This is a genomic window from Photobacterium aquimaris (genome assembly GCF_002954455.1).
Lineage (GTDB): Bacteria > Pseudomonadota > Gammaproteobacteria > Enterobacterales > Vibrionaceae > Photobacterium > Photobacterium aquimaris.
The window spans coordinates 1861887-1885546 of sequence record NZ_MSCC01000001.1 but is presented as its reverse complement, the minus strand read 5'-3'; the positions used below and the strand labels follow the sequence as shown (position 1 = coordinate 1885546).

Below are 23660 nucleotides of genomic sequence, written 5' to 3'. Positions count from 1 at the left end.
ACTATCAGCTTTCAAAGAAAGTCAGCTAATTGCTTACATTATTACTTAGAGATGTGAGCGATTAGGTCTAGAACTTTGTTTGAGTAACCGATTTCGTTGTCGTACCAAGATACAACTTTAACGAAGTTATCGTTAAGTGCGATACCAGCTGCAGCATCAAAGATTGAAGTGCGAGTGTCGCCGTTGAAGTCAGTAGAAACAACTGCATCTTCAGTGTAACCAAGAATGCCTTTTAGTTCGCCTTCTGATGCAGCTTTCATAGCAGCACAGATAGCTTCGTAAGATGCACCTTTCTCTAGGTTAACTGTTAGGTCAACTACAGAAACGTTAGCAGTTGGTACGCGGAAAGCCATACCAGTTAGTTTGCCGTTGATTTCTGGAAGAACAACGCCTACAGCTTTAGCAGCACCAGTTGATGATGGGATGATGTTTTGAGCAGCACCACGACCACCACGCCAGTCTTTAGCTGAAGGACCATCTACAGTTTTTTGAGTAGCTGTAGTTGCGTGTACAGTTGTCATAAGACCAGAAACGATACCGAAGTTGTCGTTAAGAACTTTAGCGATAGGTGCTAGACAGTTAGTAGTACAAGAAGCGTTAGAAACGATATCTTGACCAGCGTAAGTTGCATCGTTAACACCCATTACGAACATAGGTGTAGCATCTTTAGATGGGCCAGTTAGAACAACTTTCTTAGCGCCAGCTTCGATGTGCTTACGTGCAGTCTCGTCAGTTAGGAACAGACCAGTTGCTTCAGCTACAACGTCAACATTGATTGCATCCCACTTAAGATCAGCAGGGTTACGCTCAGCTGTAACACGTACAGTTTTACCGTTAACGATTAGGTTACCGCCTTCAACTTCAACAGTACCGTTGAAACGGCCGTGAGTTGAGTCGTACTTAAGCATGTATGCCATGTATTCAACGTCGATTAGGTCGTTGATACCAACAACTTCGATGTCAGTGCGCTCTTGCGATGCACGGAAAACAAAACGACCGATACGGCCAAAACCGTTAATACCTACTTTGATTGTCATTACAGTTTGCTCCACAACTTAATTTCTAATGAAATATAACTGGTAGTAAAATTACAGAATCCTTTGTAAGCCTGCAAGCAAAAAAATCGTTTAAATTGCTTGAGGTCAAAAAAAAGTTCGGATATTTTTTACATTTCCACTACAACGACGGTAATTTGTACAAATATTGTTTAAATTACCGTCACAGTAATTATTAACTTTTAATCATATATTCAAAAACAAAACATGCTTTTTGGGTTTATGTGACTTTTTGCACAGGAAGTATGTGGTACAGTGGCCCTAAATAGCAAATATATTTATTCGGTTTAGTTACAATTTTTTTAAAAGGCAATGCAGAATGAATAAAAAAGATAATGCATATTGGCGAGATAAGTTATCTACAGCGGCTTATCAAGTTTGTCGTGAGCAAGCTACTGAAGCACCTTTTAGTGGTACATTGCTCCATAACCGTGAGACAGGGATCTATTCCTGTACCTGTTGTGGTCAATCTTTATTCTCTTCTATCAATAAATATGATTCTGGTTGTGGCTGGCCAAGTTTTGATGCGCCTATAACTAAAGAATGTATTCGTTATTTAAATGATAATAGTCATGGTATGGTGCGTACGGAGATCCGCTGCTCGGAATGTGATAGCCACCTTGGGCATATTTTTCAGGATGGTCCGTCATCAACAGGTGAACGTTTTTGCGTTAACTCAATTTCACTGCTATTTGCGGCAGATAATTAGTTCGGTGGGCTGATTGTTGTCTGAATATATTGACCATCATTTAATGCTTTAATGATATCAGTAACGGCAGTATTCAATTTCTGCTGTTCTTTGTCGGTTAAATTAAAGCGATTTTTAAGCGATGAAGTCACTGTTTTGGTCTGCGTATTTGAGTGATATTGATTGGCGACTTTAGTCCATACATACGCTGCTGAAGTGTTTTTTTGTTGGAAATATAATGTCGCTAGTGTATGTAATATATTGATATTAATATCATCATTAGCCTTATACAGACTAAGGCTATGGTGCAATATATTGAGCGTCTTAGTTTTATTTTTGTCGATATAATAGCTAGCAAGTGCTAATTGTAATTCTGGGTGCTCAAGTTCTGCGTTCCCTTCAAGGGCAAGAAATTGCTGTTTTGCATTTTGGTCTCCTTGCGTCCAACGGTATAAAATAATATGTGGATCTTGTGAGGACTGCAATTCTTGAGTAAGTCTATTGATAGCTTCATAGCTATGATGCAATGCTTGTATCCGCTTCGTTTTACGTTGCTTTAACTCAGTTGGTTCGATGCGCGCTGCGTATTCTAGGCAGAATTGATATTCTTGGGTTGCTTTTAGTTCTTTGAATTTGTGTTGAACAGTTGGGGTTTGTAGAGTGTCATAACGTTGCCAAATGAGATTGGTACGTTGAATTCGACATTGTCCATCATTAAGATTTAATGGTTGGCATAATTGAGGATTATCATTGCATAGGCTATCGGTAGTACGGTAACGATCAAAGCAGCCACTGACTAATAGTGGCAGTAATAAAATAGCCTTCATTGTGGGTATATTATAACGAGGCGTGATGGTCTGTGGTAAAGAGGCGATGGCCAAGATATGCACTTATTTGAAATGATAGATGCATAAATTTAGCATTAAATTGTCTTTTGTAAATGACTTGTTTTCTGTAACTTAAACGAGTGTGATGTGAGTGTCATTTTACGATGATGAGATAAGGGAACAATATGGATATTAGTCAGTTACTAGCCGTGATGACACCAGAGATTTACCAGCGAATATTAACCGCCGTTGAAACAGGGAAATGGCTCGATGGTTCAGTGCTAACACCACAATTGCGTGATAGTGCAATGCAGGCTGTGATGCTCTATCAATCACGACATAATATAAATGCTGATCATATGACAGTGGCAGCGGGCGGTGAAATAAAATTTAAATCAAAAGCAGAATTTAAACGTGATTTTGCCAATAATAGTTTATCTAGCCGCGATGATAACAATACTACTGATAATGATATTGCCCGTTTTGATCATGATCAGCTGTAATTATGCTGTTGATGGGGGCGGTAAGATCATTGGTTCACAATAGAAATCTTGTAATTGATGATCTTCTTCTGCAATAAGATTAGCAATCCACGGTTCAAGTTCGATACGTTGTAAATAAGCATGTAACTGTGGATAGTGTGGTTGTAAACGAAGCCCACTCATCCAACCATTACGAAATACACTCCATAAGCTAATTTCCGCCATTGAGAAATGATCGCTAATATACCCTTGAGACGGAATTTGTTGATTAAGGTAATGCAGCACATCAGGAAGATGGTGAGTTAAACATTGATTAACGGCTTCTTGATCACAGCTTTTTCCCTGCATCTTTTGGCGTAAGACTTTTTGGTAAAATAACACTCCACCAATTAACGAAGTTACTCGAGTGGCAGCATAAGATTCGAGCCAGCGTATTTGAGCGCGTTGTTGAGCATTGCCTGGATATAGCGGCGGAATCGGATAGACATCATCTAAATAATGCGCAATAACCGTTGAATCAATAATGGTTAATTTGCCATGTTCAAGTACAGGGACTTTCCCCATAGGATGCCGTTTGTGCGCCAACTCTTTTTCAAGGTAAGGATTTAGCGGTTGGAGTTCATAACGAATCCCTTTGTAATTGAGCGCTAACATTATTTTGCGTACAAAAGGTGAGATTGATGTGCCGTGTAAAATCATAGTCATTACTTATTGCTTGGCTCAATGAGCGATAGTATTGCAATAAGTGTAGTTGGCTTTATTGTAATCAGTGTTAGAAAGTTAGTGTAAAAAAAGAGCCATTATGGCTCTTTTTTTAGTGCTATTACTAAGTATATGATGCGTTGTTTTAGTGGGTTAATTCACCACGTAAATCTTGTTGCATCATGCTACGAATAGTTTCTGTGCTCAGGTTTTGGCTTAATAAATAATGCAATTTAGCCAGTGCTGCTTCAGGTGTCATATCATAGCCACTTAATACGCCAGCATCAGCGAGGGCACAGCCTGTCGCATAGCCACCCATATTGACTTTACCTGATAGGCATTGAGTGAGATTCATCACTATAACACCACGATCTGTCGCTGCTTTTAATTGCTCAAGCAACTCCTTATTTTGTGGTGCATTACCAACCCCAAAGGTCAGTAAGATCATCGCATTGACGGGTTGGCGTAAAGTATTACGAATCACCTCAGGAGAAATACCTGGATACATAGTGATTACCCCAATCGGTTGAGGTGTGATGGTATGTACCTTAAAAGTACCTTCTGGTTTTTTATCTATTTGAGCAATGCTATTAACACTAATATTGATCCCCGCTTCTAGCAATGGCGGTAGGTTTGGTGAAATAAACGCACCAAAACCATCAGCATGTGCTTTGGTGCTGCGGTTACCACGAATTAATTGATTATTGAAAAATACCGTGACTTCATTAATTGGGTAATTAGCAGCAATATGGAGTGCATTGAGCAGATTACTTTGGCCATCAGAGCGTAATTCAACTAATGGAATCTGTGAACCCGTTACAATCACAGGTTTGTCTAAATTCTCAAACATGAATGATAACGCTGATGCGGTGTAAGCCATGGTATCGGTGCCATGCAAAATAACAAAGCCATCATATTTATCATAGTTAGCTTTAATATCATCAGCAATGCGCTGCCAATCCATCGGTGTCATATCTGATGAGTCGATGAGTGGTGAATACTCATTGATGGTGAATTCTGGCATTTCTGAACGATGGAATTCTGGCATGCTTGCCAATTGTTTCTGCATAAAACCAGCTACAGGAACATAGCCATGATCCGATTTTTGCATACCAATAGTGCCGCCAGTATAAGCGATATAAATGTGTTTTCTTTCCATTTTGAGCTCAGAATGAACGAATGAGTGCGCGTATTATACGCAAACTATATGAAGATGCGAGGTTAGTTAGATTTGCAGTGTAATTGTGTGAGTTAAAATGTGATCGTAGTTAACTGTGCTGATTAATTGATCGGTTACAGTGTAAATTACTGCCTTTAGTGTGAGTGGAAATGATAACTCGCGAATAACCCGACCAATAAAACATGGTCGGGTTATCGGCGCTGTTATAGTTAGTTAACCGTACTGCAGTTTAAGCAGAAGGCATAACGGCCATTAGGATCATTAAAATTAGTTAATGAGGTCAGGTCCTTGGCGACTTTAGTAACAGGCGCTAAGGTCGATGGCATATCACCAAATACCATTGTCATTAGTTGGACTTTTACTTCGCCTGATAATTCTTTAAAGAATTGCTGTACTGGCGATAGTGGTTGTTGCATCCATACTAATTGGTAATCTTTCACCTTCGCTAATTCAACCGCAGCGGTAATAGCAGTATCAAAATCACCGAGTTCATCAACTAAGCCACGTTGTTGAGCATCTTTACCCGTCCATACTCGGCCTTGAGCAATTTTATCAGCTTGTGCTAATGACATATGGCGGTATTTGCTGACTAAACCAATAAAGCGTTGATAGCCATTATCCACTCCAAGTTGGAATACTTTTGCTACACCTTCAGGCAATGCACGGGTTACACCAACACCAGAGAAAGGAGTTGTGCCAACACCGTCGCTGTAAACGCCAAGTTTTTCTAAGCCTTTTTCAAAGGTAGTTAAAATCGCAAAAATACCGATTGAGCCAGTGATCGTTGTTGGCTGGGCTATAATTTCATTAGCGCTAGATGAGATCCAATATCCGCCAGATGCTGCCACACTTGACATTGAAACCACCACCGGTTTACCCGCTTTTTTAAGCGCGTCAACTTCATTACGAATAATCTCAGAGGCGAAAGCGCTGCCTCCTGGACTATCAACCCGTAGAATCACCGATTTCACTTGTTTATCAAAGCGTGCTTTACGTAATAGTGCAGCAATAGTGTCGCCACCCGCTGATCCTTGGCTACTTTTGCCATCGACAATCGCACCGTCTACGATAACCACCGCCACTTTATTGGTTGATGGTTGTTGATTATCCACTAATAACGGCAAGTAATCGTAATAGCTAATTTGTTTAAAGCTGTGTTTGTCGTTAGCACCGAATTTTTTGATCAAAAATTGAGTCATTTGATCACGGGTAACCAGTGAATCAACTAAGCCTAATTTTTTACTTAATTGGGCAAAATCACCATTAACAGCTTCTAGTTGAGTTACAAACTCATCAATATTTGGGGTTAATGTTTGCGGTTTAATATTACGATTTTGAGCAACATCGTTACTGAATGCACCCCATAATTGGGTTAACCATACGGTGTTAGCTTGTTTCGCTGCCGCTGACATGCCATCACGAATATAAGGTTCAACAAACGACTTATAAGTACCAACACGGAACACATGGGTTGTCACGTCTAACTTAGCCAGCAAACTCTTATAATACAGAGTGTAAGTACCGTAGCCCGTTAGCATCACACCACCATCAGGGGACAAAAACACTTTATCAGCATAACTGGCTAAGTAATATTGGCTTTGGCTGTAATTATCGCCATAGGCATAAACGGGTTTACCTGAAGCTTTAAACTCTTCGATTGCTTTAGCGATGTAACGCATTTTGGTTAAGCTGGTTTCAGACATGCCTTTCAGGTTAAGTACTAGTCCGGTAATGTCTTTATCTGTTGCGGCAGCACGAATTGCTTCGACAATATCGAACAATACATTCTGCTGTACATCAGGTTTACCTAATGCTTCATTCATAACGCTGTTAAATGGATTGTCATAATTCTTTTGTTCAACAATCGGACCAGACAGGTTAAGCACTAAGGCTGAAGGTTGTGTGGTATCGGTAGGTTTATCTTCATCGGTTAATGCAAAAATGATCGCGCCAATAATAAAAACGAACAAAATGTTAAGGACAAATTTGCGAGTAAAGTTAATTAACTTCCCGATAGCAAGGAAGAATTTTCCAATCCTTGAGAATATGGCTTTCATGAAAATTCCTGATAATGATGATGGCAATATCGTAACGTAGTCACTACTAAATTGCAGTTTTTTACGACTTAATTGTTAGCGTTCGTAAAATAAATAGACTCAATCGATTATAATTATTGAGTCGCATTATGTAAATGTTGCCTTTGTGTTAACAATGTTGGTGTTATTAACTAAGCTGAAATATACTGGTCAGACCATAACAGTTAGGAGCCGCTCATGGACGATACTATGTTTCCATTTTTATTAGCACCGCTGGATCTTGGTTTTACTCAATTACGTAACCGTGTATTGATGGGCTCAATGCATACTGGCTTAGAAGATGAACGCGGTGGTTTTGATAAACTGGCTGCGTTTTATGCTGTTAGAGCAAAGGCGGGGGTTGGACTGATTGTTACTGGCGGTTTTTCACCAAACTTTCGTGGCCGATTACATCCTTTCAGTGCTGAGTTTAGTAATGGTCGTCATGTGCGTAAACATCGTCTTATTACCACAGCTGTGCACCAACAAGGTGGTAAAATAGCACTACAGTTATTGCATGCTGGACGTTATGCAATGTCTCCGTTTGCGGTCAGTGCCTCTGCTATTCGCTCTCCTATTTCTAAATTTACCCCCTCTAAAATGAGTCATCGGCAAATTAACAATACCATTAATGACTTTGCTAATAGTGCAGAGCTTGCTCGAGAAGCGGGTTATGACGGTGTTGAATTAATGGGTTCTGAAGGCTATCTCATTAATCAATTTATTTGTCAGCGCTCGAATCAACGTTACGATGATTGGGGGGGGAGTTATGATAATCGGATTCGATTTGCACTTGAGATAGTACGTGCAGTGAGAGCGCGTGTTGGTACTGATTTTATTATTATATTTCGATTGTCGATGTTGGATTTGGTGGAGCAAGGCAGCACTTATGATGAAGTGGTGCAGTTGGCGACAGCATTAGAAGCGGCGGGAGTCACTATTTTAAATACTGGTATTGGTTGGCATGAAACACGTATTCCTACAATTGCGACTCAAGTACCACGAGCTGCATTTACCTGGGTTACTGAAAAAATAAAACAACAAGTATCGATTCCTATCGTGACCTGCAATCGCATCAATACGCCGCAAGTGGCCGAAGATATTTTGGCACAAGGGCAAGCAGATATGGTGTCGATGGCAAGGCCATTTTTAGCTGATCCTGAATTTGTATTAAAAGCGCAGCAAAACCGTGCCGATGATATTAATACTTGCATTGGCTGTAATCAGGCTTGCTTGGATCACGTCTTTGTTGGTAAACGTGCCAGTTGTTTAGTGAATCCTCAAGCCTGTTATGAGACAGAACTGGTATTAACGCCTGTAGCGACAAATCGAAGTGTTGCAGTGATCGGAGCTGGACCTGCGGGAATGGCGTGTGCGGTTGCCGCGGCTGAGCGAGGTTTTAAAGTCGATCTGTTTGAAAAAAATTACCATGTTGGCGGTCAGTTTAATTTGGCAATGCAGATCCCGGGTAAAGAAGAATTCAAACAAACGGTGCGTTATTTCACGCGTCGTTTAGAGCAAACAGGGGTTAAAGTTCACCTCGGTGTGGAAGCGAATGCCGAACAATTATTGAGTTATGATGAAGTCATTATTGCAACAGGCGTGCAGCCTCGTATTCCGCCTATTACTGGAATTGAACACTCAAAAGTAATTGATTATCAAACATTAATTCGAGACAAACTGACACTTGGAAAAAAAGTGGCGATTATAGGTGCGGGGGGGATTGGGGTCGATGTTGCCACCATGCTGACAGAGCCTGCTGATAGCGATCTTGATAGTTGGCTGCGTGAGTGGAATATCGATAAAAGTCTAACTTATAGTGGCGGCCTGCTGCCGAGCGAAGATTATATTAGTCCTCGTGAAGTGTGGTTAATGCAACGACGATCAGGAAAAGTCGGTAAAGGACCCGGACGCACAACCGGTTGGATCCATCGTCGTACGTTAGAAAAGCGCGGCGTACATTTATGGGACGGAGTGGAATATCACGCTATTGACGATCAAGGATTACATCTGATAATCGATGGGCGGGCGCGTATTTTAGAAGTGGATAATATTGTTATTTGCAGCGGTCAAACCTCGGTCGATAGTTTGTCAGCACTATTAATTGAGCAAGGTATTGCAGTACATGTTATTGGTGGTGCAGAGGAAGCTGGAGAAGTCGATGCAAAGCGAGTAATACGGCAAGGGGTTGAATTGGCGGCAAAGTTATAATGGCCATCACTTGTGCTCTACGCTTTACCTGTCTTATTATAGAGTAAACAATAATTATTTTCATTTTGAGGTTGTTATGGACGCGCTATCACTTCTGCTTAATCGCCGCTCACTACCAAAATTAGTTGATCCAGCACCAGCAGGAGAAGTTCTTGAGAATATCTTTCGTGCTGGATTACGTGCTCCTGATCATGGCGGCTTAACGCCATGGCGATTTATTGTTTCTCAAGGTGAAGGGTTAACGAAATTAGCGGATATTTTGGTTGCTGCTGCTAAGGCTGATGATCTTGATGATTTTGTGATTGAAAAAGCCTCTAAAGCCCCTTTTCGTGCCCCGATGGTGATCACTGTGGTTAGTAAAGTGACATCAGATCATAAAGTACCAGTTATTGAACAACATCTGTCTGCTGGTTGTGCAGCACAAGCAATGCAAATGGCAGCGGTTGCACAAGGGTATTCCGGTTTCTGGCGTACAGGTTCTTGGGCATATCACTCAGTTGTACGTGAAGCATTGGGTGTTACCGGCGAAGACATGATTGTAGGCTTTTTATATCTCGGTTCGATCGGTTGCCGCGAAGCTAAGGTCCATGAACGTGATCTGGCTCAATATGTTGAGTATTTGTAATCACAGATACACAATAGATGTAACATTAACGAGTATATAAATCTTCGTTGCTGTAAAACTAGAGTTAAAAATGGAAGGTGATAGTTATTTTATGGTGTTAAACCGTGAATAACATCACCTTTTTTATTCCTAATTGATGACTATTAGCACCAATGTGGGTTTGTTTTAGCAGAAAATGACCGCTTTTGAGTTGGAAAGATGACAGTTGTCGAGGGCAGGAGTAGAATCGCTGATTCTTTCTATATTTTGGAGCGTGTCATGGAAAATGTTCGCCTAACACAATACAGCCACGGTGCCGGATGTGGTTGTAAAATTTCTCCCCAAGTACTTGATACTATTCTTCGTACTCAATTAGCACCTTTTGCTGATCCTAATTTATTAGTTGGTAATGAGAGTAAAGATGATGCTGCCGTTTATGATATCGGTAATGGTCAAGCTGTAATTAGTACCACTGACTTCTTTATGCCAATTGTTGATGACCCATTTGATTTTGGTCGTATTGCAGCGACAAATGCAATCAGTGATATTTACGCAATGGGCGGAAAACCTATTATGGCAATTGCTATTTTAGGCTGGCCGGTGAACCTACTGTCACCTGAAATTGCACAAAAAGTGATTGATGGTGGTCGTTCTGTGTGTCGCGAAGCAGGTATTTCTCTTGCTGGTGGTCACTCTATCGATGCTCCTGAGCCAATTTTCGGCCTTGCTGTAACAGGATTGGTAAGTACTGATCGTGTTAAACGTAATGACAGTGCAGAAGCAGGTTGTCATTTATACCTAACTAAACCATTAGGTATTGGCGTATTAACCACGGCTGAAAAACAATCTAAGTTGGCTGATGAGCATAAAGGTTTGGCACGTGATTGGATGTGTAAGCTTAATAAACCCGGTGCTGACTTTGCTGATGTCGATGGCGTAAAAGCACTGACTGATGTCACAGGCTTTGGTTTAATGGGTCACTTAACTGAGATCTGTGAAGGCAGTAACCTTAAAGCTAATATTTGGTTTGATAAAATTCCAACATTACCAGGTGTATATGATTACATCGCTCAAGGTTGTGTTCCTGGTGGTACTGAACGTAATTTCTTGAGCTATGGACATAAAGTGGGTCAAATGACCGATCTACAAAAATCTTTATTGTGCGATCCTCAAACATCTGGCGGTTTATTATTAGCCGTTGATCCAAGTAGCGATGCTGAAGTACAAGCGATTGCGAAAAAACATAACATCTTGCTGGAAGCGATTGGTGAACTTGTGCCGATGGATGGCGATACCTTTATTGAGGTTTGCTAATGTCGCGTCCCAATTGCCAAGATTTCCGTCATCTGTTTGTAAATGATACGCCATTAATGGATATGCGAGCACCAGTTGAATTTCAACAAGGTGCTTTCCCTACATCAACCAGTTTGCCATTAATGACTGATGATGAGCGTGCTGCTGTAGGAACATGCTATAAAAACAGCGGCCAAGATGCAGCTATTGCTCTGGGTCATAAGCTAGTTAATGGTGACGTTAAAGCAGAACGTGTCGCGCAATGGAAAGCATTTTGTGAAGCAAATCCTAACGGTTACCTTTATTGTTTCCGTGGTGGCTTACGTTCTCAAATTACTCAACAGTGGCTAAAAGAAGCCGGTATTGACTATCCGTTTATTACTGGTGGCTATAAAGCATTACGCCGTTATTTAGTTGATACTATTGATGACGTTGCTACTAAACCAATGTCAATTGTTGCTGGTAATACCGGTAGTGGTAAGACGATCATGGTCAATGTACTGGCTAACGGTATTGATCTTGAAGGTGCTGCTCACCATCGCGGTTCATCATTTGGTAGCTATGTTACTCGTCAGCGTACTCAAATTGCCTTTGAAAATGATCTTGCTGTGCAGATGCTCAAGAAGTTAGATAATGGCATTGAACATTTTGTCTTTGAAGATGAAGGTAAAAATATTGGCTGTGCAACTGTACCGATTTCAATTAATCGTGCTATGCAAGATGCTGATATTGCCGTGATTGATGATCCTATTGATGTGCGTTTAGCGCGTTTATTGGATGATTATGTGATTAAAATGCAACGTGACTATGTGGCTCATTATGGTGAGGAACAAGGTTGGATTTTATTTACTGAGTATTTAGAAAAAGGCATGTTTAATATTCGTAAGCGTTTAGGTTTTGAACGTTATGAAGTGATGCTTAAAGCACAGCAACACGCCGTGAAAGTGATGCAATCTAGCGGTTCATTAGTTGAGCATGATGCTTGGTTAGCACCGTTATTAGAGCAGTACTATGATCCTATGTATACTTATCAATTAGATAAAAAAGCGGATCGTATTGTATTTAGAGGTGATTACCACCAAGTACAAGAGTGGTTAGCTGCTCGTCGTTAATATAAAAATAGAGAAAGGCGTTATTATCGTCTGATCGAATAAAAAAGCCGATTTAACATCCACTGTTAAATCGGCTTTTTTATTGATCTGCAACTGATCTTTAATTATTTAATTCATTATCAAGGATCATCTTCGATCGATCATCATGCTTTGATTGGTACTGGTTTTATATCCAGTGAAATGTTGCCGTTAGCATCAGTTTTCGGTAGAGTCATGGTATTCATTGTTGCAGATAAAGATCCCCATGAGTTGCTTATATATAGCTGAAAAACCAAGCCTAGGCCGAGCCATTGCTGCTGTATTACCTCGCCCGCATAAAAATAATACTGGCTATATTGAAGTGGGTAATGGCGATATTGTCACGTGGTGTATTGGTCACTTATTAGAGCAAGTTGAGCCAGATGCTTATGATGCCCGTTATAAAAAATGGCATTTAGAGGATTTACCGATAGTACCGCAGCAATGGCAATTAATTCCCCGTAAAGCGGCTAAGCAACAACTTTCGGTGATCAAAAAATTGGCTAAAACGGCTACATCAGTGGTACATGCTGGCGATCCCGATCGTGAAGGCCAATTGTTGGTGGATGAAGTGATTGATTACGTCAAAATATCAAAAACCAAAAAAGCCGCCGCGCAACGGTTATTGATTTCTGATTTAAACCCCGCTGCGGTTAAAAAAGCCTTAGCAACTATGCGCAGTAACCGTGATTTTATTCCGCTATCAGTATCGGCATTAGCGCGTTCACGGGCTGATTGGTTATATGGCATGAACATGACTCGTGCTTACACATTGCTCGGTCAAAAGGGCGGTTACCGCGGAGTATTATCTGTTGGGCGAGTACAAACACCTATTTTAGGACTGGTGGTTCGACGTGATGATGAGATTGCTAATTTTGTCGCTAAACCATTTTATGAAGTTTTAGCGTTAATTAGCTATGGTACACAAACAATTTTTGCTAAGTGGCAACCGAGTAAAGCCTGTGAACCACATCAAGATTCAGAAGGGCGAGTGCTAAACCGCAAATTGTGTGAAAATGTGGTTGAACGGATTAAAGGCCAACCAGCAGAAGTCACCCAATCGGAGCGTAAGCAAACCAAGCAAGCGCCACCATTGCCATATTCATTATCAGCATTACAGATTGATGCGGCAAAGCGGTTTGGTATGAGTGCAACCGATGTTTTATCAACCTGCCAGTCATTGTATGAAAAACATAAAGTGATCACTTACCCTCGCTCAGACAGTCGCCATCTACCATTAGATCATTTTAAACAAGCTAATGATGTTTGTCGTGCGATTGCATCTACAGATAATCAGTTAGCTGCCGCGGTTGATAATGCAAATACAGCATTAAAATCAAAAGCATGGAATGATAAAAAAGTGGATGCTCACCATGCGATTATTCCGACACCTAAATCATCATCAGTGTTAACGGGTTATGAGGCTAAAATATACCAATTAATTGCTCGGCAGTACTTAATGCAGTTTTATCCTGCGGCTGAATATGCTGATGCTAAGTTAGTGTTTACTATCGCGAATGGTATCTTTATTGCTAAGGGGCGACAGTTAATGTCACCCGGTTGGCGAGCATTACTGGGGCGCGATGATAAAAAAGAAGACAGTGATTTAGCTGATAAAGTACCACCGTTAGATAAAGGTACTGTATTAGTGTGCCGTGATGGCGAGATCAAAGATAAAATGACTGAGCCACCAAAAGCGTTTACTGAGGCGACGTTATTACAAGCGATGACGGGTATTGCTCGATTTGTATCGGATGCATCATTAAAGAAAATCCTGCGTGATACTGATGGCTTAGGCACAGAGGCAACGCGAGCAGGAATTCTAGAGATGTTATTTAAACGGCAGTTATTACAGCGCCAAGGTAAAGCTATTCATGCATCAGAGGCTGGAAAGGGATTAATTTATGCCTTGCCTGATAGTTCAACTTATCCTGATATGACCGCGCATTGGGAACATCAATTGCATGATATGGCAGATAAAAAATTTGCCTATCAACCATTTATGGCCACGTTAGAACAACAAGTTACCGCATTAATGGAACAAGTAAAAGTCAGTGAAGTACCACCAAGTTTGCGTTCACTCACCTCTCCTGAATTTAAGCCTCGTGCTAAAAAACGCAGTTATGCAAAAAAATCGACCTCGACCAAACCTAAGGCTGCACCAAAGCGTAAATCGTAGTGGATGATTTAATTACTGATTGATAACTTACAAAAAAGCAGCATAAAAATGCTGCTTTTTTGTTATTTATATCTTTAAAAATAGTTATCGCCATAAACGAAATAATCATTGTCATCGTTTTTTTGAAATTAAAGAATATCTGCTGGTTGGCAATCAAGTTGTTCGCAAAGTTTATCAAGTGTCGAAAACCGAACAGCTTTTATCGTTATTCGATAATTATTTTTTGTTTTGAAGAGTTAATTAAGTCGGTGATAGTACTTTAAAGCAGTTTTTACCCTTGGCTTTTGCTTGATAAAGTGCAGTATCCACTTGTTTGAAAAAATCATCATAAGATTTTGATTGTGAAGGAATAATTGTAGATATTCCAATGCTAATGGTCACAATGGTGTGATTATTATTCTTTAATCCGTCACACGGAAACGGCAAGGCGATGTCGTGGATGGTATTGAGCAAGCGTTGGGCATTATTTATTGCCTCTTGCTGATCTTGACCTGGTAATAACAGCACAAACTCTTCACCGCCATAGCGGGCAAATAAAGTGCCAGCGCGACGCTCTACTGTAGAGAGTGCTGTGGCGATCGTTTTTAAGCATTGATCGCCAGCAGCATGGCCAAGTTTATCGTTATAAGTTTTAAAGTTATCAATATCGAGAATGAGTAACGATAGTGGCAGCGCAAGTCGACTAGCTCGACGCCATTCTGCTATTACCGTCTCATCAAAAACGCGTCGATTAGCAATATTGGTGAGTGCATCAATCCGTGATAATTTTTGCAGTTGCTCATTGGCTTTATTTAGTGCTTCGGTACGACTTTGTACGCGCTGCTCTAAATCGTGATTGAGTTTTATCAAGTTCTCAGCGGCTTGTAGTCGTAAAATATGCTGTGACACAATAAAACCATATTGTTTAAGTAATTGATGGTGATAAGTGCGTAGTGGTTGCCCGGTAATTAAATTATCACAAGCAATCCATCCTATCGGTGTGTCTTCATCCCATAAAGCAATATAGGCACTCCAACCAAAGCCAACTTGTTTTAAATCATGAAATAAAGGCGTATTTTCTTGAATCGCAAGATATTCTTTATCTTTTAATGTCTTAGATGCATACCATTGATTAGGAATTGGCGAACAAAAATAAAATTCATCCACCGTATTACCATGAAGATCAGTGCCAAATGTTCCATGCATATTTTTTTGTTCATCAAATAAGAAAATAGCCATGCGATCTATTTGTAATTGTTTTTTTGCTTCGTCGATAGCAATGAACAACATGTCTCTCATTGAGTTACAGCGCCATAACTGAAATGAAATATCATGCATACTTTGGAGTTTATTCAATAATGTTTGCTGTTGTTCCTTAGTTGAAAGCAGTTCTTTTTCAGCATTAATGCAATTGATACTGTGAGATTTGGTTGTTTGTTTAGTTAGGTAATTGTTGATTTCAGCAGCAAGCAACGTGGTTAATATTGTAAAATGCTTAGGAGCTAGCTGAGAATCTAATGGTACAGCAAGCGTTAGGTGGCCAATAATTACCGAATGATGTTTTAGTGGCACTAATATGTAGCGATAATTAGGTAATACATCAATTGATGCGGTGGTTTTATTGGCGTAATAATGAATATTTTTATAATAATATTCACTTGAAGTCGGGGGAGTGATAGGCGGAAAGTGATATTGAATCCCTTGTGAGTTGAGATCTAACAATAATTTCCATTCGCCATTATATTTTATAATTAACTGGAGATGATTAACGGCAAGATGCTGCATCAGGTTGCGGCAGATTAATTCACAAATAGTTCTTAGACCATGTGCATTATTACATTGCTTAACAACGGTTTGATAAAAGACAGCAACCTGTTCGTTCATTAATACTCTATTCCATGAGTTAATTAGTAAGTAACATGGTTATTGTCAACTATTCCCTTATAAATTAGCAGGATATATACCACAAGTTAGTGATATCTTCTTTTTTACAATAAGAAATGTGATCTATTGCACGTTTATTATCGTCGTTATTCTTATTAATTTTACAGTTCAGTTATATAAAAAGTATCTATTTTTATTATGTTGAATATAAATTGAGTAGCATAATATTCGTGCTATGAAAGGAGGCACGAAGATGAAGACGATAATCTTGGTGACAATTGTTTATCTCTGTTTATTAAGTGGCTGTAGTAGTAGTCGTCATCAGCAATTAACGGAATTAGGCTTTGAACGGGCTTACCTTGATGGTTATCAAGATGGTTGTTATAGTCGAACTATCGCCGCTACGACTCACCAGAACGGCTTTCGGCGCGATCCTGAACGTTCAATGGTAGTGACTAAATACCGTCGAGGTTGGCAAGATGGTTTTGATCATTGTTATAGCGATGATCGTAATACATATCTTTAACTGATCTTAGAATAAATAAACAAAAAGCAGCTCGAAAGCTGCTTTTTGAATGGTGATTATTTAATTTTCATCATTAATGCTGTTTGGTACATAAAAACGTTTCAGTTCGTGCATTACTTGCATTAATGTCGACAACTTAGGCTTATCTTGTGCCATTAATTGATAGTGATCATTATAAACACGGTAGTTACCATATTTATCAACCACTGTGGTCGTTCCTTTTTGAATCACCACAATATCATTATTATTACCGGCTAAGATCCAGCGGCGATCATTATCGTTATCAAATAAGCTAATACCGGAGCTATAATTTGATGGGTTAGACGCGACATTAAATAACGACTCCATCAGTGTTGGTACTACATCAAGGTTACTGGTTGGGCGAGTGACTACTTGCGCACCATGCTGCGGCCAATGAATGATCATCGGTACTTTGATCTGGTATTGGCTGTAGTTGCTGTCTGAACCCCAAGTATTATTACCAGTCTCATTAAATTCAGTGCCATGGTTAGATGTCACAATAATAATTGTGTTATCCATCATGTGCTGTGCTTTCAATTGGGCGAATACTTTCGCCAAAATACCATCAATATGATAAGCCGCATTACGATAGCTATTTTTGAGTAAGATGCTGGAATCTACTTTATTATCATGGAGTAGATTACTGCCTAAAGACGGTGTGAATTTGGTTGGATAATCACTACTTTCTTCGTATTGATTGACCGATGTTAGCTCAAGTAAGCTAAACCATGGTTCATCAACTTTTTGTTTTTCAATCCAACGATGCCAATCATTAAATGCTAAACGATCACTTGGTGTACGTTTACCATTATCAAGGTTATCAATGGTTGCGAGTTGCGTTTTAGAAAAGATCGCATCACGATAAATAGGCTGTTCAAACCCTTCGCCACTGAATAAGCCAAAGTGATAACCACGACTTTGTAGAGTATCAAGTAATAATGGTGATTTACCTTCAGCGCGAATACTATTGGCATACCCGCTAGGCAAGCCATACAGTAGCCCAAACACACCACTATCATTATTGCTGGTACTGTAATTATTGGTATAGTTTATGTTATCAGCAGCAAAAGCGGTTAAGTTAGGCATGGTATCGCTATTAACCATGTCGCTACGTAAACTATCAACCATAATAATTAATAGATTTTGCTTGGTACCTTGATCAATAAAGTGAAGTTTATCAATAGGGTAACGCATCATTTCGCTATTGTTGATGCCTTGCTGAGCTTGACGTTTAGCGTATTCTTGGCGATCTAATAAACCATGTTTTTCCATAAAGGTTTTAGCTGTCATTGGGTATGACAATGGAAAGTTTGAGCGCTGCATGGTCACTGGGCGATAAAGATTAGCATCCGCCCAGATATAAATAATATGGCTACTTAGAAAGCATAAGCCAAACACAATGGCGATAGGGCCACCAACATTTTTACGGGTTAGCTTTCTAAGTTTACGCCAAATCCATTCTGAGAATATCATCTCGATCAGGAATATGACTGGAACGACAATAAATAGATATTGCCAGCGGGTATTCAATTCTGTTTTTTCGCCACTCAGCAGCAAATCCCACACCAGCGGACTTAGATGTAAGTCAACACTTTGGTAGGCATAAGTATCGAGAAGTAGCGTTGTCAGTCCTACAGTTGAAACTAATACCGCAAACACCCGCATCAAGCGTTGTGAAGGGATAAGAAAACTTGCAGGAAAGAGGATCAGTATATAAATACCAAAGACAAGGAAACCAAAATGTCCGATCCAGCTTAATCCTAGATACAGTTGTCCGATAGTTGTTGTCGGCCATTCTGAATAGATAATATAACGTGTGCCAAGTAGCATGGCAGCGATAATATTAAAAAAGCTAAACCAGTGTCCCCAACTAATTAGTTGGGAAACTTTGTCTTTGTATGTGCTGGCGACCATAAATGTCAATTCTTCTCAGTCTTCAATGCTATGTTTAACCTTGAGAGCTAAACTTAATCTTTTTTAATTGAGGCCTGTAGTGCTTTTGCAAATTTTTGTGCAAGAACTTCACGTTGTGCAACAGGTACATTAGCATTGATAATATTAGTAGCAATATCACCAACAACCATTAAGGCTAACTCTGGTGATGTATTATGTTTGTCAAGAACATCGAACACGTCATCAATGATTTGTTCAACTTTTTTAGTGCTGTATTTTGAAGTAATTGGCATAAGAAATCTTGTTTAATGTTTAGGATAACGACTTATGATAACCTAGAGTTCAGTTTTCCTGAAAACCTTTTCCATTATGAGTCTTACACTTTCGAACGTCATTCTACACCAATTAGTAAAAAACGACCAAGATGAGCTAGAAATTCATCTTAGAAATCAAACTCTTGATAATGATTCTGCGACAGAGGATCTCGTTGCTGAATTGCATCGAATTTATAGCAGTAAGGGCACAAAAGGCTTTGCTCATTTTGCCGCAGATAGTGAGTTTGCTCACTGGTTAAAACAATTTCGTCAAGGAGAGTTAGATTTCCTGACATTTTCTAATCAATCAGTGCAGCGTTTACAGACAGAATTAGCAAAATATCCGTTCGCAGAAGCGGGTACATTGGTGATGGCTGAATACCAGTCATTGGCAACCGATTATTTGTTTATTGGTATGTTACCCACTTGCCACAGCATGAAAGTGACCGATCAGTTAGGCATTAGTGCGACCGATTATCTTGATATTAATAAGATGGATATTGTTGCGCGAATTGATTTGTCATCATGGGAAACTAACGCTGAATCTACCCGTTACTTGACCTTTGCTAAAGGACGAGTAGGGCGTAAGATTGCTGATTTCTTCCTTGATTTTATGCAAGCAGAGGTAGGTTTAGACGTTAAAGTTCAAAACCAAGTATTGATGCAAGCAGTAGAAGATTTTTGTGCAGATTCGCGTTTAGATAAAGAAGAAAAGCAGCAATACCGTAAGCAAGTTTACGATTATTGCAATGGCCAACTTCAAGCTGGTGATGAAGTTACAGTCAAAGAATTATCAGGTGAATTACCTGCAGCAGATGATGGCACTAATTTCTATGATTTCACCTCTAAACAAGGTTATGAATTAGAAGAAAGCTTCCCTGCCGATCGCAGTGCAATGCGTAAATTGACCAAGTTTGTTGGTTCTGGCGGCGGTATGACGCTTAACTTTGACAGCATGTTATTAGGCGAGCGTATCTTTTATGATGCAGAAACTGATACTTTGACGATCAAAGGCACACCACCTAATTTAAAAGATCAGCTATTACGTCGTTTAAATAGTGATAATTAATACTCGTAGTGAGTATGTCTGCTAGATCAATGATTGACTAAAGCCACCTTGAAGATGTACTCAGTATTGAGTGATATTTTCAAGGTGGTTTTTTGCTATTTACAGCTTTATAGCGGCGAGGATTATGCATTTTTTATATTTGTACGTTGTTCGTAATTTATTCGAACAATGTATTAAAGTGTAACAAATAAGCACCCGCCTGAACATCATTATGATTTTTGTTCATTAGGTTCTGATTTTTGCGTAAATTTGATCTTTATCATTGGCACTGAGCACTAGGGATGGATAATGGTGCAACTATGATAGTTATTAACAATCATTCAGTTCGTTCGCAGCGTGAACTGAATACAGTGAAAGCGATGATTCGCCTATATTGTAAAACGTTGCACCGTGGGGCCGTAATGTGCTCTGAATGTGAAAGTCTTATCGAGTATGTTGAAGAGAGAGTAACAGGTTGTCGTCTTGGTGAAGAGAAGCCAAGTTGTATGCATTGTATTGGGCATTGCTATCAATCTGCCAAGCGTCTTCAGATGATCCATGTTTTACGTTGGACGTATCCACGTTATTTTTGGCGCCATCCATTTCGGGCTATACAATTTAAGTTAGACAATTTACGTAGTGTCCAAATGTCATCCGAGAAAACAAATATTATCGCAAAAACCAGTTAAATCGCTATTAACTGAGTTAAGTGATATTAATTTAAGCTAACAACTGAAACGATTGTCCTTCCTTTTAAATAATGTCATTACATTATTTAAAAGGAAAAAAGGCTGCAGAAATGCAGCCTTTTTTAATTCTTTTTTATCAATTACTGGTGTGCGATTTTCACTAGCACTTGTTGTAATAAGCGAATACGTGGCTCAATGGAAGCCAAATCTAGCCATTCATCAGCACTGTGGAAACCTGCTCCAATCGGACCTAGACCATCTAAGGTTGGAATGCCTAAAACGGCGGTTAGGTTCGCATCTGAACCACCACCAACAGCTTGCCAAGTAATATCAATACCTAACTCTTGACCAACAGCTTCTATTTGAGCCATTAGTACTTCAGTTTGTGGGCTTGGTACCATTGATGGTTTATGAGCTTCGCGCTCAGCGGTGATCGTCACACCATCAACAAAAGGTGTTTCGGTTAATGCGCGAATTTTAGCATCAACCGCAGCATACTCATCGTTATCCCAGAAGCGAACATCCACCACTACTTGAGCAAAATCTGGAACAATATTTGCGCCAGCACCACCACTTACCACACCGGCATTTAAGGTTGTACCTGATTCAAAATCCGTCATTGCGTTAATCGCTAAAATCCAATGTGCCATTTCAGTGATTGCGCTACGACCATTTTGTGGTTCATTACCAGCGTGGGCTGCTTTGCCGTGAAAGCTTAGACAGTAACGTGCCATACCTTTACGCGCTTTAACTAATGAGCCATCAGCACGTGCAGCTTCTGCAACTAATACATGTTTAGCGTTAACGGCAACGCTTTTTAACCATTCTTCTGAGTGTAATGAACCGATTTCTTCATCCGGGTTCATACATACACAAATAGATAATGTTTCTAATGCTGCAGGATCAAGATCGCGCAATGCATAAACGACACTTAATAGCCCTGATTTCATGTCGGAAACACCCGGGCCGTAAGCACGTTCACTATCGTGTGTCATTGGGCGAGCGGCGGCTGTGCCAACTGGGAATACGGTATCCATATGACCAATAAGCATCACATCAATATGTTCAGCTTGGGGCTTATTACGTACCTCTAAACCTGTGCCTGCAATACCACAATCAATGCGCTTAACATTCCAGCCTAAATCAAGGTATTTCTGTGCCATGATCGTTGCTACAACGTCGATACCATCAACGGTTAATGTACCGCAATCAATGTTAATAAGAGGGCGTAGTTCTTCAAGGTAATCATTAAGAGAAAAAGACATAGTAAAGGCTCCAAGCCATGATGGCTTATCGATAATCTAAAATCTAAACAGAGAAACACACTGACACTAAGGTGGTATCAGTGTGGTCAGTCATTACACTAATACATTCATTACAAACATTGCTGCAAAGGCATTTAATACTGAAATTGCAATCATGATTGGAATGTAACGGCCTTCAGTACGAATAGGGCCCATAATACGACCCATGTATTGCACCTGTGAGCCCATTAGATAAATAGCAGGCGCAAGAATCGCAATATGGTCACCATTTAAAATACCTTGGTCAAATAAAGTAATAACCACACCAACAGCACCACCCATTGACATCCACGCGCCAATTAATACTGCTGCAGCTTCACCTGGAAGACCAAAGATAGCCATAATCGGTGAGAATAATGTCCCCATTAATTCAAGAGCACCTGTGATTTGTAATGCTTTAATGATAACGAACGCCATTAATACGTTAGGTACTGTTGAAGTCGTTGCAATTACCCAGCCTTTTTTAGCGCCTTCAACAAAAATATCAGTAACCATTGTTTTTTTGTAGTAGTAGTCATTATGCGTTTTCCTGAGCAACAGTTGTTGGTTTAGTGTCTTTATTGTCTTTACCTTCAGTGATGTTTAAGTACACACGGAAAAGGTTGGCACCGACGAATTTGAAGATAAACATAATCGCAACTGCAAGACCGATAGAAGAAGTTACTGCTGGTTCACCTGATGCTGTAGTTAATGTGAATAGTACAGCCCCTGATGAGAAGAAGTTAACAATCGCAGCACCGGCAGAGAACTGGAACATGGTGAAAATATCCGTTTCTCGTTTGGTTAAATGGCCTTCATCCTGTAACTGACGGGTCATTGCAGCACCGGCATCGGCACTTTGTAGTGAAGCAATTAAAGCCAAACCTGAGTTACCCGGAATACCTATTAGTGGACGCAGTAATGGGGTTAATAATTTACGTGCGGCATCAAGTGCACCGTAATGCTCAAGCACGTTGATCATACCTAGCGCAAACATCACTGTTGGAATGAGTGTTAACGCAAAAATAAAGCCATCACGAGCACCGCTACCACCTTTACCACGAAATGATGTTGAAGCAGCTTCTACGCCGTCGGTGGTATCGCTAACCGAATAAACCACACTACCAAATGAGCCGTTTAGGGTCGTAAAGTCAAATACGCCATACCATTGATTAGATTGCAGTGCGCCTGAGAAGAACACTACGGCAAAAATAAGGGCAAGATAGCTGCCAATGGTAACTTTACGACCTTCTATTGGGTTATTGCTCATAGATATATCCTTATAAACGGAAAATAAAAAATTGTTTGACTAAATAAATCCCGATAATTATTTTTTGGGATGCGTTACCAAGTAACGTATTTAGTGGTTAATTCGGTAATGGCGGTATTTTGATTAAAAATGAATTTGGAATATTGATTGGGGTCAAGATGTGGGAGTGAAAAGTAAGTTTGATGAAATGTGCGTGTAGTATTTGTGATCGGGCTCTATATCGATGGTGATATTTGAGTCAATAACGCAGAAATGGAAATTGTCTAATCAATGATAATGAGTATAAAAATAAATAATCTTTTATATCTATCAATTACTTAGGTTGAT

The 23660-nt window shown here is 39.9% G+C and carries 21 protein-coding genes and 1 pseudogene; 10 read left to right on the top strand and 12 right to left on the bottom strand.

Annotated features, from left to right (window positions below; genetic code table 11):
- Positions 1 to 41: 41 nt before the first annotated feature.
- A complete protein-coding gene (gene gap, locus BTN98_RS08250; protein ID WP_060998147.1) occupies positions 42 to 1037 on the bottom strand; it encodes a type I glyceraldehyde-3-phosphate dehydrogenase in 996 nt (331 codons plus the stop codon).
- A 337-nt stretch (positions 1038 to 1374) separates the two neighbouring features.
- On the opposite strand from gap, the gene msrB reads away from it, so the two are divergent.
- Positions 1375 to 1764 carry a peptide-methionine (R)-S-oxide reductase MsrB gene (gene msrB, locus BTN98_RS08245; RefSeq protein ID WP_060998148.1) on the top strand — a complete coding sequence of 130 codons (390 nt, stop codon included), beginning with the start codon at positions 1375 to 1377 and terminating at the stop codon, positions 1762 to 1764.
- On the opposite strand, the gene BTN98_RS08240 is transcribed toward msrB, so the two are convergent.
- On the bottom strand, positions 1761 to 2624 hold the full coding sequence (locus tag BTN98_RS08240; RefSeq protein ID WP_231730691.1) for a DUF2989 domain-containing protein: 864 nt from the start codon (positions 2622 to 2624) through the stop codon (positions 1761 to 1763). The genes msrB and BTN98_RS08240 overlap by 4 nt on opposite strands.
- Before the next feature lie 131 nt (positions 2625 to 2755).
- Between BTN98_RS08240 and BTN98_RS08235 the strand changes: the two genes are divergently transcribed.
- Positions 2756 to 3073, top strand: a complete 318-nt coding sequence (locus tag BTN98_RS08235; protein ID WP_060998149.1) for a YeaC family protein — start codon at positions 2756 to 2758, stop codon at positions 3071 to 3073.
- Here BTN98_RS08235 and BTN98_RS08230 read toward each other — a convergent pair whose 3' ends face one another.
- The 3 genes from BTN98_RS08230 to sppA all read right to left on the bottom strand — a co-directional run bounded on the left by BTN98_RS08230 (position 3074) and on the right by sppA (position 6991).
- Positions 3074 to 3757: a glutathione S-transferase family protein gene (locus tag BTN98_RS08230; protein WP_231730692.1), complete on the bottom strand. Its 684-nt coding sequence runs from the start codon at positions 3755 to 3757 to the stop codon at positions 3074 to 3076.
- A gap of 142 nt (positions 3758 to 3899) precedes the next feature.
- Positions 3900 to 4913, bottom strand: coding sequence for an asparaginase (gene ansA, locus BTN98_RS08225; protein ID WP_060998150.1), 1014 nt, complete (start codon positions 4911 to 4913; stop codon positions 3900 to 3902).
- 230 nt (positions 4914 to 5143) lie between these two features.
- Complete coding sequence (gene sppA, locus BTN98_RS08220) at positions 5144 to 6991, bottom strand: signal peptide peptidase SppA (protein WP_060998151.1); 1848 nt, start codon at positions 6989 to 6991, stop codon at positions 5144 to 5146.
- Between the two features lie 216 nt (positions 6992 to 7207).
- Between sppA and BTN98_RS08215 the strand changes: the two genes are divergently transcribed.
- The 5 genes from BTN98_RS08215 (at position 7208) to BTN98_RS08195 (ending at position 14426) form a co-directional block, all read left to right on the top strand.
- On the top strand, positions 7208 to 9220 hold the full coding sequence (locus BTN98_RS08215) for an NADPH-dependent 2,4-dienoyl-CoA reductase (RefSeq protein WP_060998152.1): 2013 nt from the start codon (positions 7208 to 7210) through the stop codon (positions 9218 to 9220).
- A gap of 76 nt (positions 9221 to 9296) precedes the next feature.
- Positions 9297 to 9845, top strand: coding sequence for an NAD(P)H nitroreductase (locus BTN98_RS08210; RefSeq protein WP_060998153.1), 549 nt, complete (start codon positions 9297 to 9299; stop codon positions 9843 to 9845).
- 258 nt (positions 9846 to 10103) lie between these two features.
- Positions 10104 to 11138, top strand: coding sequence for a selenide, water dikinase SelD (gene selD / locus BTN98_RS08205; protein WP_060998154.1), 1035 nt, complete (start codon positions 10104 to 10106; stop codon positions 11136 to 11138).
- Positions 11138 to 12229: a tRNA 2-selenouridine(34) synthase MnmH gene (gene mnmH / locus BTN98_RS08200; RefSeq protein WP_060998155.1), complete on the top strand. Its 1092-nt coding sequence runs from the start codon at positions 11138 to 11140 to the stop codon at positions 12227 to 12229. Before selD ends, mnmH begins: the two co-directional genes overlap by 1 nt.
- A gap of 244 nt (positions 12230 to 12473) precedes the next feature.
- Positions 12474 to 14426, top strand: coding sequence for a DNA topoisomerase III (locus BTN98_RS08195; RefSeq protein WP_060998156.1), 1953 nt, complete (start codon positions 12474 to 12476; stop codon positions 14424 to 14426).
- A 128-nt stretch (positions 14427 to 14554) separates the two neighbouring features.
- Here the strand turns inward: BTN98_RS08195 and BTN98_RS08190 are convergent.
- Positions 14555 to 14626 (bottom strand): annotated as a pseudogene (locus BTN98_RS08190) (helix-turn-helix domain-containing protein); the annotation flags it as partial.
- A gap of 40 nt (positions 14627 to 14666) precedes the next feature.
- Entirely contained in the window at positions 14667 to 16289 is a 1623-nt protein-coding gene (locus tag BTN98_RS08185) for a sensor domain-containing diguanylate cyclase (protein ID WP_060998157.1), read from the bottom strand.
- A 253-nt stretch (positions 16290 to 16542) separates the two neighbouring features.
- On the opposite strand from BTN98_RS08185, the gene BTN98_RS08180 reads away from it, so the two are divergent.
- Positions 16543 to 16815 carry a hypothetical protein gene (locus BTN98_RS08180; protein ID WP_060998158.1) on the top strand — a complete coding sequence of 91 codons (273 nt, stop codon included), beginning with the start codon at positions 16543 to 16545 and terminating at the stop codon, positions 16813 to 16815.
- A gap of 60 nt (positions 16816 to 16875) precedes the next feature.
- Here the strand turns inward: BTN98_RS08180 and BTN98_RS08175 are convergent, their stop codons facing one another.
- Both BTN98_RS08175 and BTN98_RS08170 read right to left on the bottom strand, forming a co-directional pair.
- Positions 16876 to 18750 carry a DUF3413 domain-containing protein gene (locus BTN98_RS08175; RefSeq protein ID WP_060998159.1) on the bottom strand — a complete coding sequence of 625 codons (1875 nt, stop codon included), beginning with the start codon at positions 18748 to 18750 and terminating at the stop codon, positions 16876 to 16878.
- Between the two features lie 53 nt (positions 18751 to 18803).
- Positions 18804 to 19022 (bottom strand): YejL family protein, encoded by a 219-nt coding sequence (locus tag BTN98_RS08170; RefSeq protein ID WP_036793798.1) that lies wholly within the window; start codon positions 19020 to 19022, stop codon positions 18804 to 18806.
- Positions 19023 to 19098: 76 nt separating this feature from the next.
- Between BTN98_RS08170 and yejK the strand changes: the two genes are divergently transcribed.
- Both yejK and BTN98_RS08160 read left to right on the top strand, forming a co-directional pair.
- Positions 19099 to 20112 (top strand): nucleoid-associated protein YejK, encoded by a 1014-nt coding sequence (gene yejK / locus BTN98_RS08165; protein WP_060998160.1) that lies wholly within the window; start codon positions 19099 to 19101, stop codon positions 20110 to 20112.
- 299 nt (positions 20113 to 20411) lie between these two features.
- The gene (locus BTN98_RS08160) at positions 20412 to 20780 is read left to right on the top strand and encodes a nitrous oxide-stimulated promoter family protein (RefSeq protein ID WP_060998246.1); all 369 of its coding nucleotides are present in this window, start codon (positions 20412 to 20414) and stop codon (positions 20778 to 20780) included.
- Positions 20781 to 20920: 140 nt separating this feature from the next.
- Here the strand turns inward: BTN98_RS08160 and BTN98_RS08155 are convergent, their stop codons facing one another.
- The 3 genes from BTN98_RS08155 to BTN98_RS08145 all read right to left on the bottom strand — a co-directional run bounded on the left by BTN98_RS08155 (position 20921) and on the right by BTN98_RS08145 (position 23333).
- Entirely contained in the window at positions 20921 to 22045 is a 1125-nt protein-coding gene (locus tag BTN98_RS08155) for a M20 family metallopeptidase (RefSeq protein WP_060998161.1), read from the bottom strand.
- A 93-nt stretch (positions 22046 to 22138) separates the two neighbouring features.
- Entirely contained in the window at positions 22139 to 22579 is a 441-nt protein-coding gene (locus BTN98_RS08150) for a YjiG family protein (RefSeq protein ID WP_105029977.1), read from the bottom strand.
- A gap of 22 nt (positions 22580 to 22601) precedes the next feature.
- Positions 22602 to 23333 (bottom strand): nucleoside recognition domain-containing protein, encoded by a 732-nt coding sequence (locus tag BTN98_RS08145; RefSeq protein WP_060998163.1) that lies wholly within the window; start codon positions 23331 to 23333, stop codon positions 22602 to 22604.
- Positions 23334 to 23660 lie beyond the last annotated feature (327 nt).

Bases quoted from the DNA above. Each gene is read 5' to 3' on its own strand.
- BTN98_RS08230 (WP_231730692.1), bottom strand. From the start codon at position 3,757: ATGACTATGATTTTACACGGCACATCAATCTCACCTTTTGTACGCAAA.
- BTN98_RS08185 (WP_060998157.1), bottom strand. From the start codon at position 16,289: ATGAACGAACAGGTTGCTGTCTTTTATCAAACCGTTGTTAAGCAATGT.
- BTN98_RS08215 (WP_060998152.1), top strand. From the start codon at position 7,208: ATGGACGATACTATGTTTCCATTTTTATTAGCACCGCTGGATCTTGGT.
- BTN98_RS08145 (WP_060998163.1), bottom strand. From the start codon at position 23,333: ATGAGCAATAACCCAATAGAAGGTCGTAAAGTTACCATTGGCAGCTAT.
- BTN98_RS08235 (WP_060998149.1), top strand. From the start codon at position 2,756: ATGGATATTAGTCAGTTACTAGCCGTGATGACACCAGAGATTTACCAG.
- BTN98_RS08175 (WP_060998159.1), bottom strand. From the start codon at position 18,750: ATGGTCGCCAGCACATACAAAGACAAAGTTTCCCAACTAATTAGTTGG.
- BTN98_RS08170 (WP_036793798.1), bottom strand. From the start codon at position 19,022: ATGCCAATTACTTCAAAATACAGCACTAAAAAAGTTGAACAAATCATT.
- BTN98_RS08210 (WP_060998153.1), top strand. From the start codon at position 9,297: ATGGACGCGCTATCACTTCTGCTTAATCGCCGCTCACTACCAAAATTA.
- gap (WP_060998147.1), bottom strand. From the start codon at position 1,037: ATGACAATCAAAGTAGGTATTAACGGTTTTGGCCGTATCGGTCGTTTT.
- msrB (WP_060998148.1), top strand. From the start codon at position 1,375: ATGAATAAAAAAGATAATGCATATTGGCGAGATAAGTTATCTACAGCG.
- BTN98_RS08180 (WP_060998158.1), top strand. From the start codon at position 16,543: ATGAAGACGATAATCTTGGTGACAATTGTTTATCTCTGTTTATTAAGT.
- BTN98_RS08160 (WP_060998246.1), top strand. From the start codon at position 20,412: ATGATAGTTATTAACAATCATTCAGTTCGTTCGCAGCGTGAACTGAAT.
- ansA (WP_060998150.1), bottom strand. From the start codon at position 4,913: ATGGAAAGAAAACACATTTATATCGCTTATACTGGCGGCACTATTGGT.
- mnmH (WP_060998155.1), top strand. From the start codon at position 11,138: ATGTCGCGTCCCAATTGCCAAGATTTCCGTCATCTGTTTGTAAATGAT.
- BTN98_RS08195 (WP_060998156.1), top strand. From the start codon at position 12,474: ATGAGTTGCTTATATATAGCTGAAAAACCAAGCCTAGGCCGAGCCATT.
- sppA (WP_060998151.1), bottom strand. From the start codon at position 6,991: ATGAAAGCCATATTCTCAAGGATTGGAAAATTCTTCCTTGCTATCGGG.
- selD (WP_060998154.1), top strand. From the start codon at position 10,104: ATGGAAAATGTTCGCCTAACACAATACAGCCACGGTGCCGGATGTGGT.
- yejK (WP_060998160.1), top strand. From the start codon at position 19,099: ATGAGTCTTACACTTTCGAACGTCATTCTACACCAATTAGTAAAAAAC.
- BTN98_RS08150 (WP_105029977.1), bottom strand. From the start codon at position 22,579: ATGGTTACTGATATTTTTGTTGAAGGCGCTAAAAAAGGCTGGGTAATT.
- BTN98_RS08155 (WP_060998161.1), bottom strand. From the start codon at position 22,045: ATGTCTTTTTCTCTTAATGATTACCTTGAAGAACTACGCCCTCTTATT.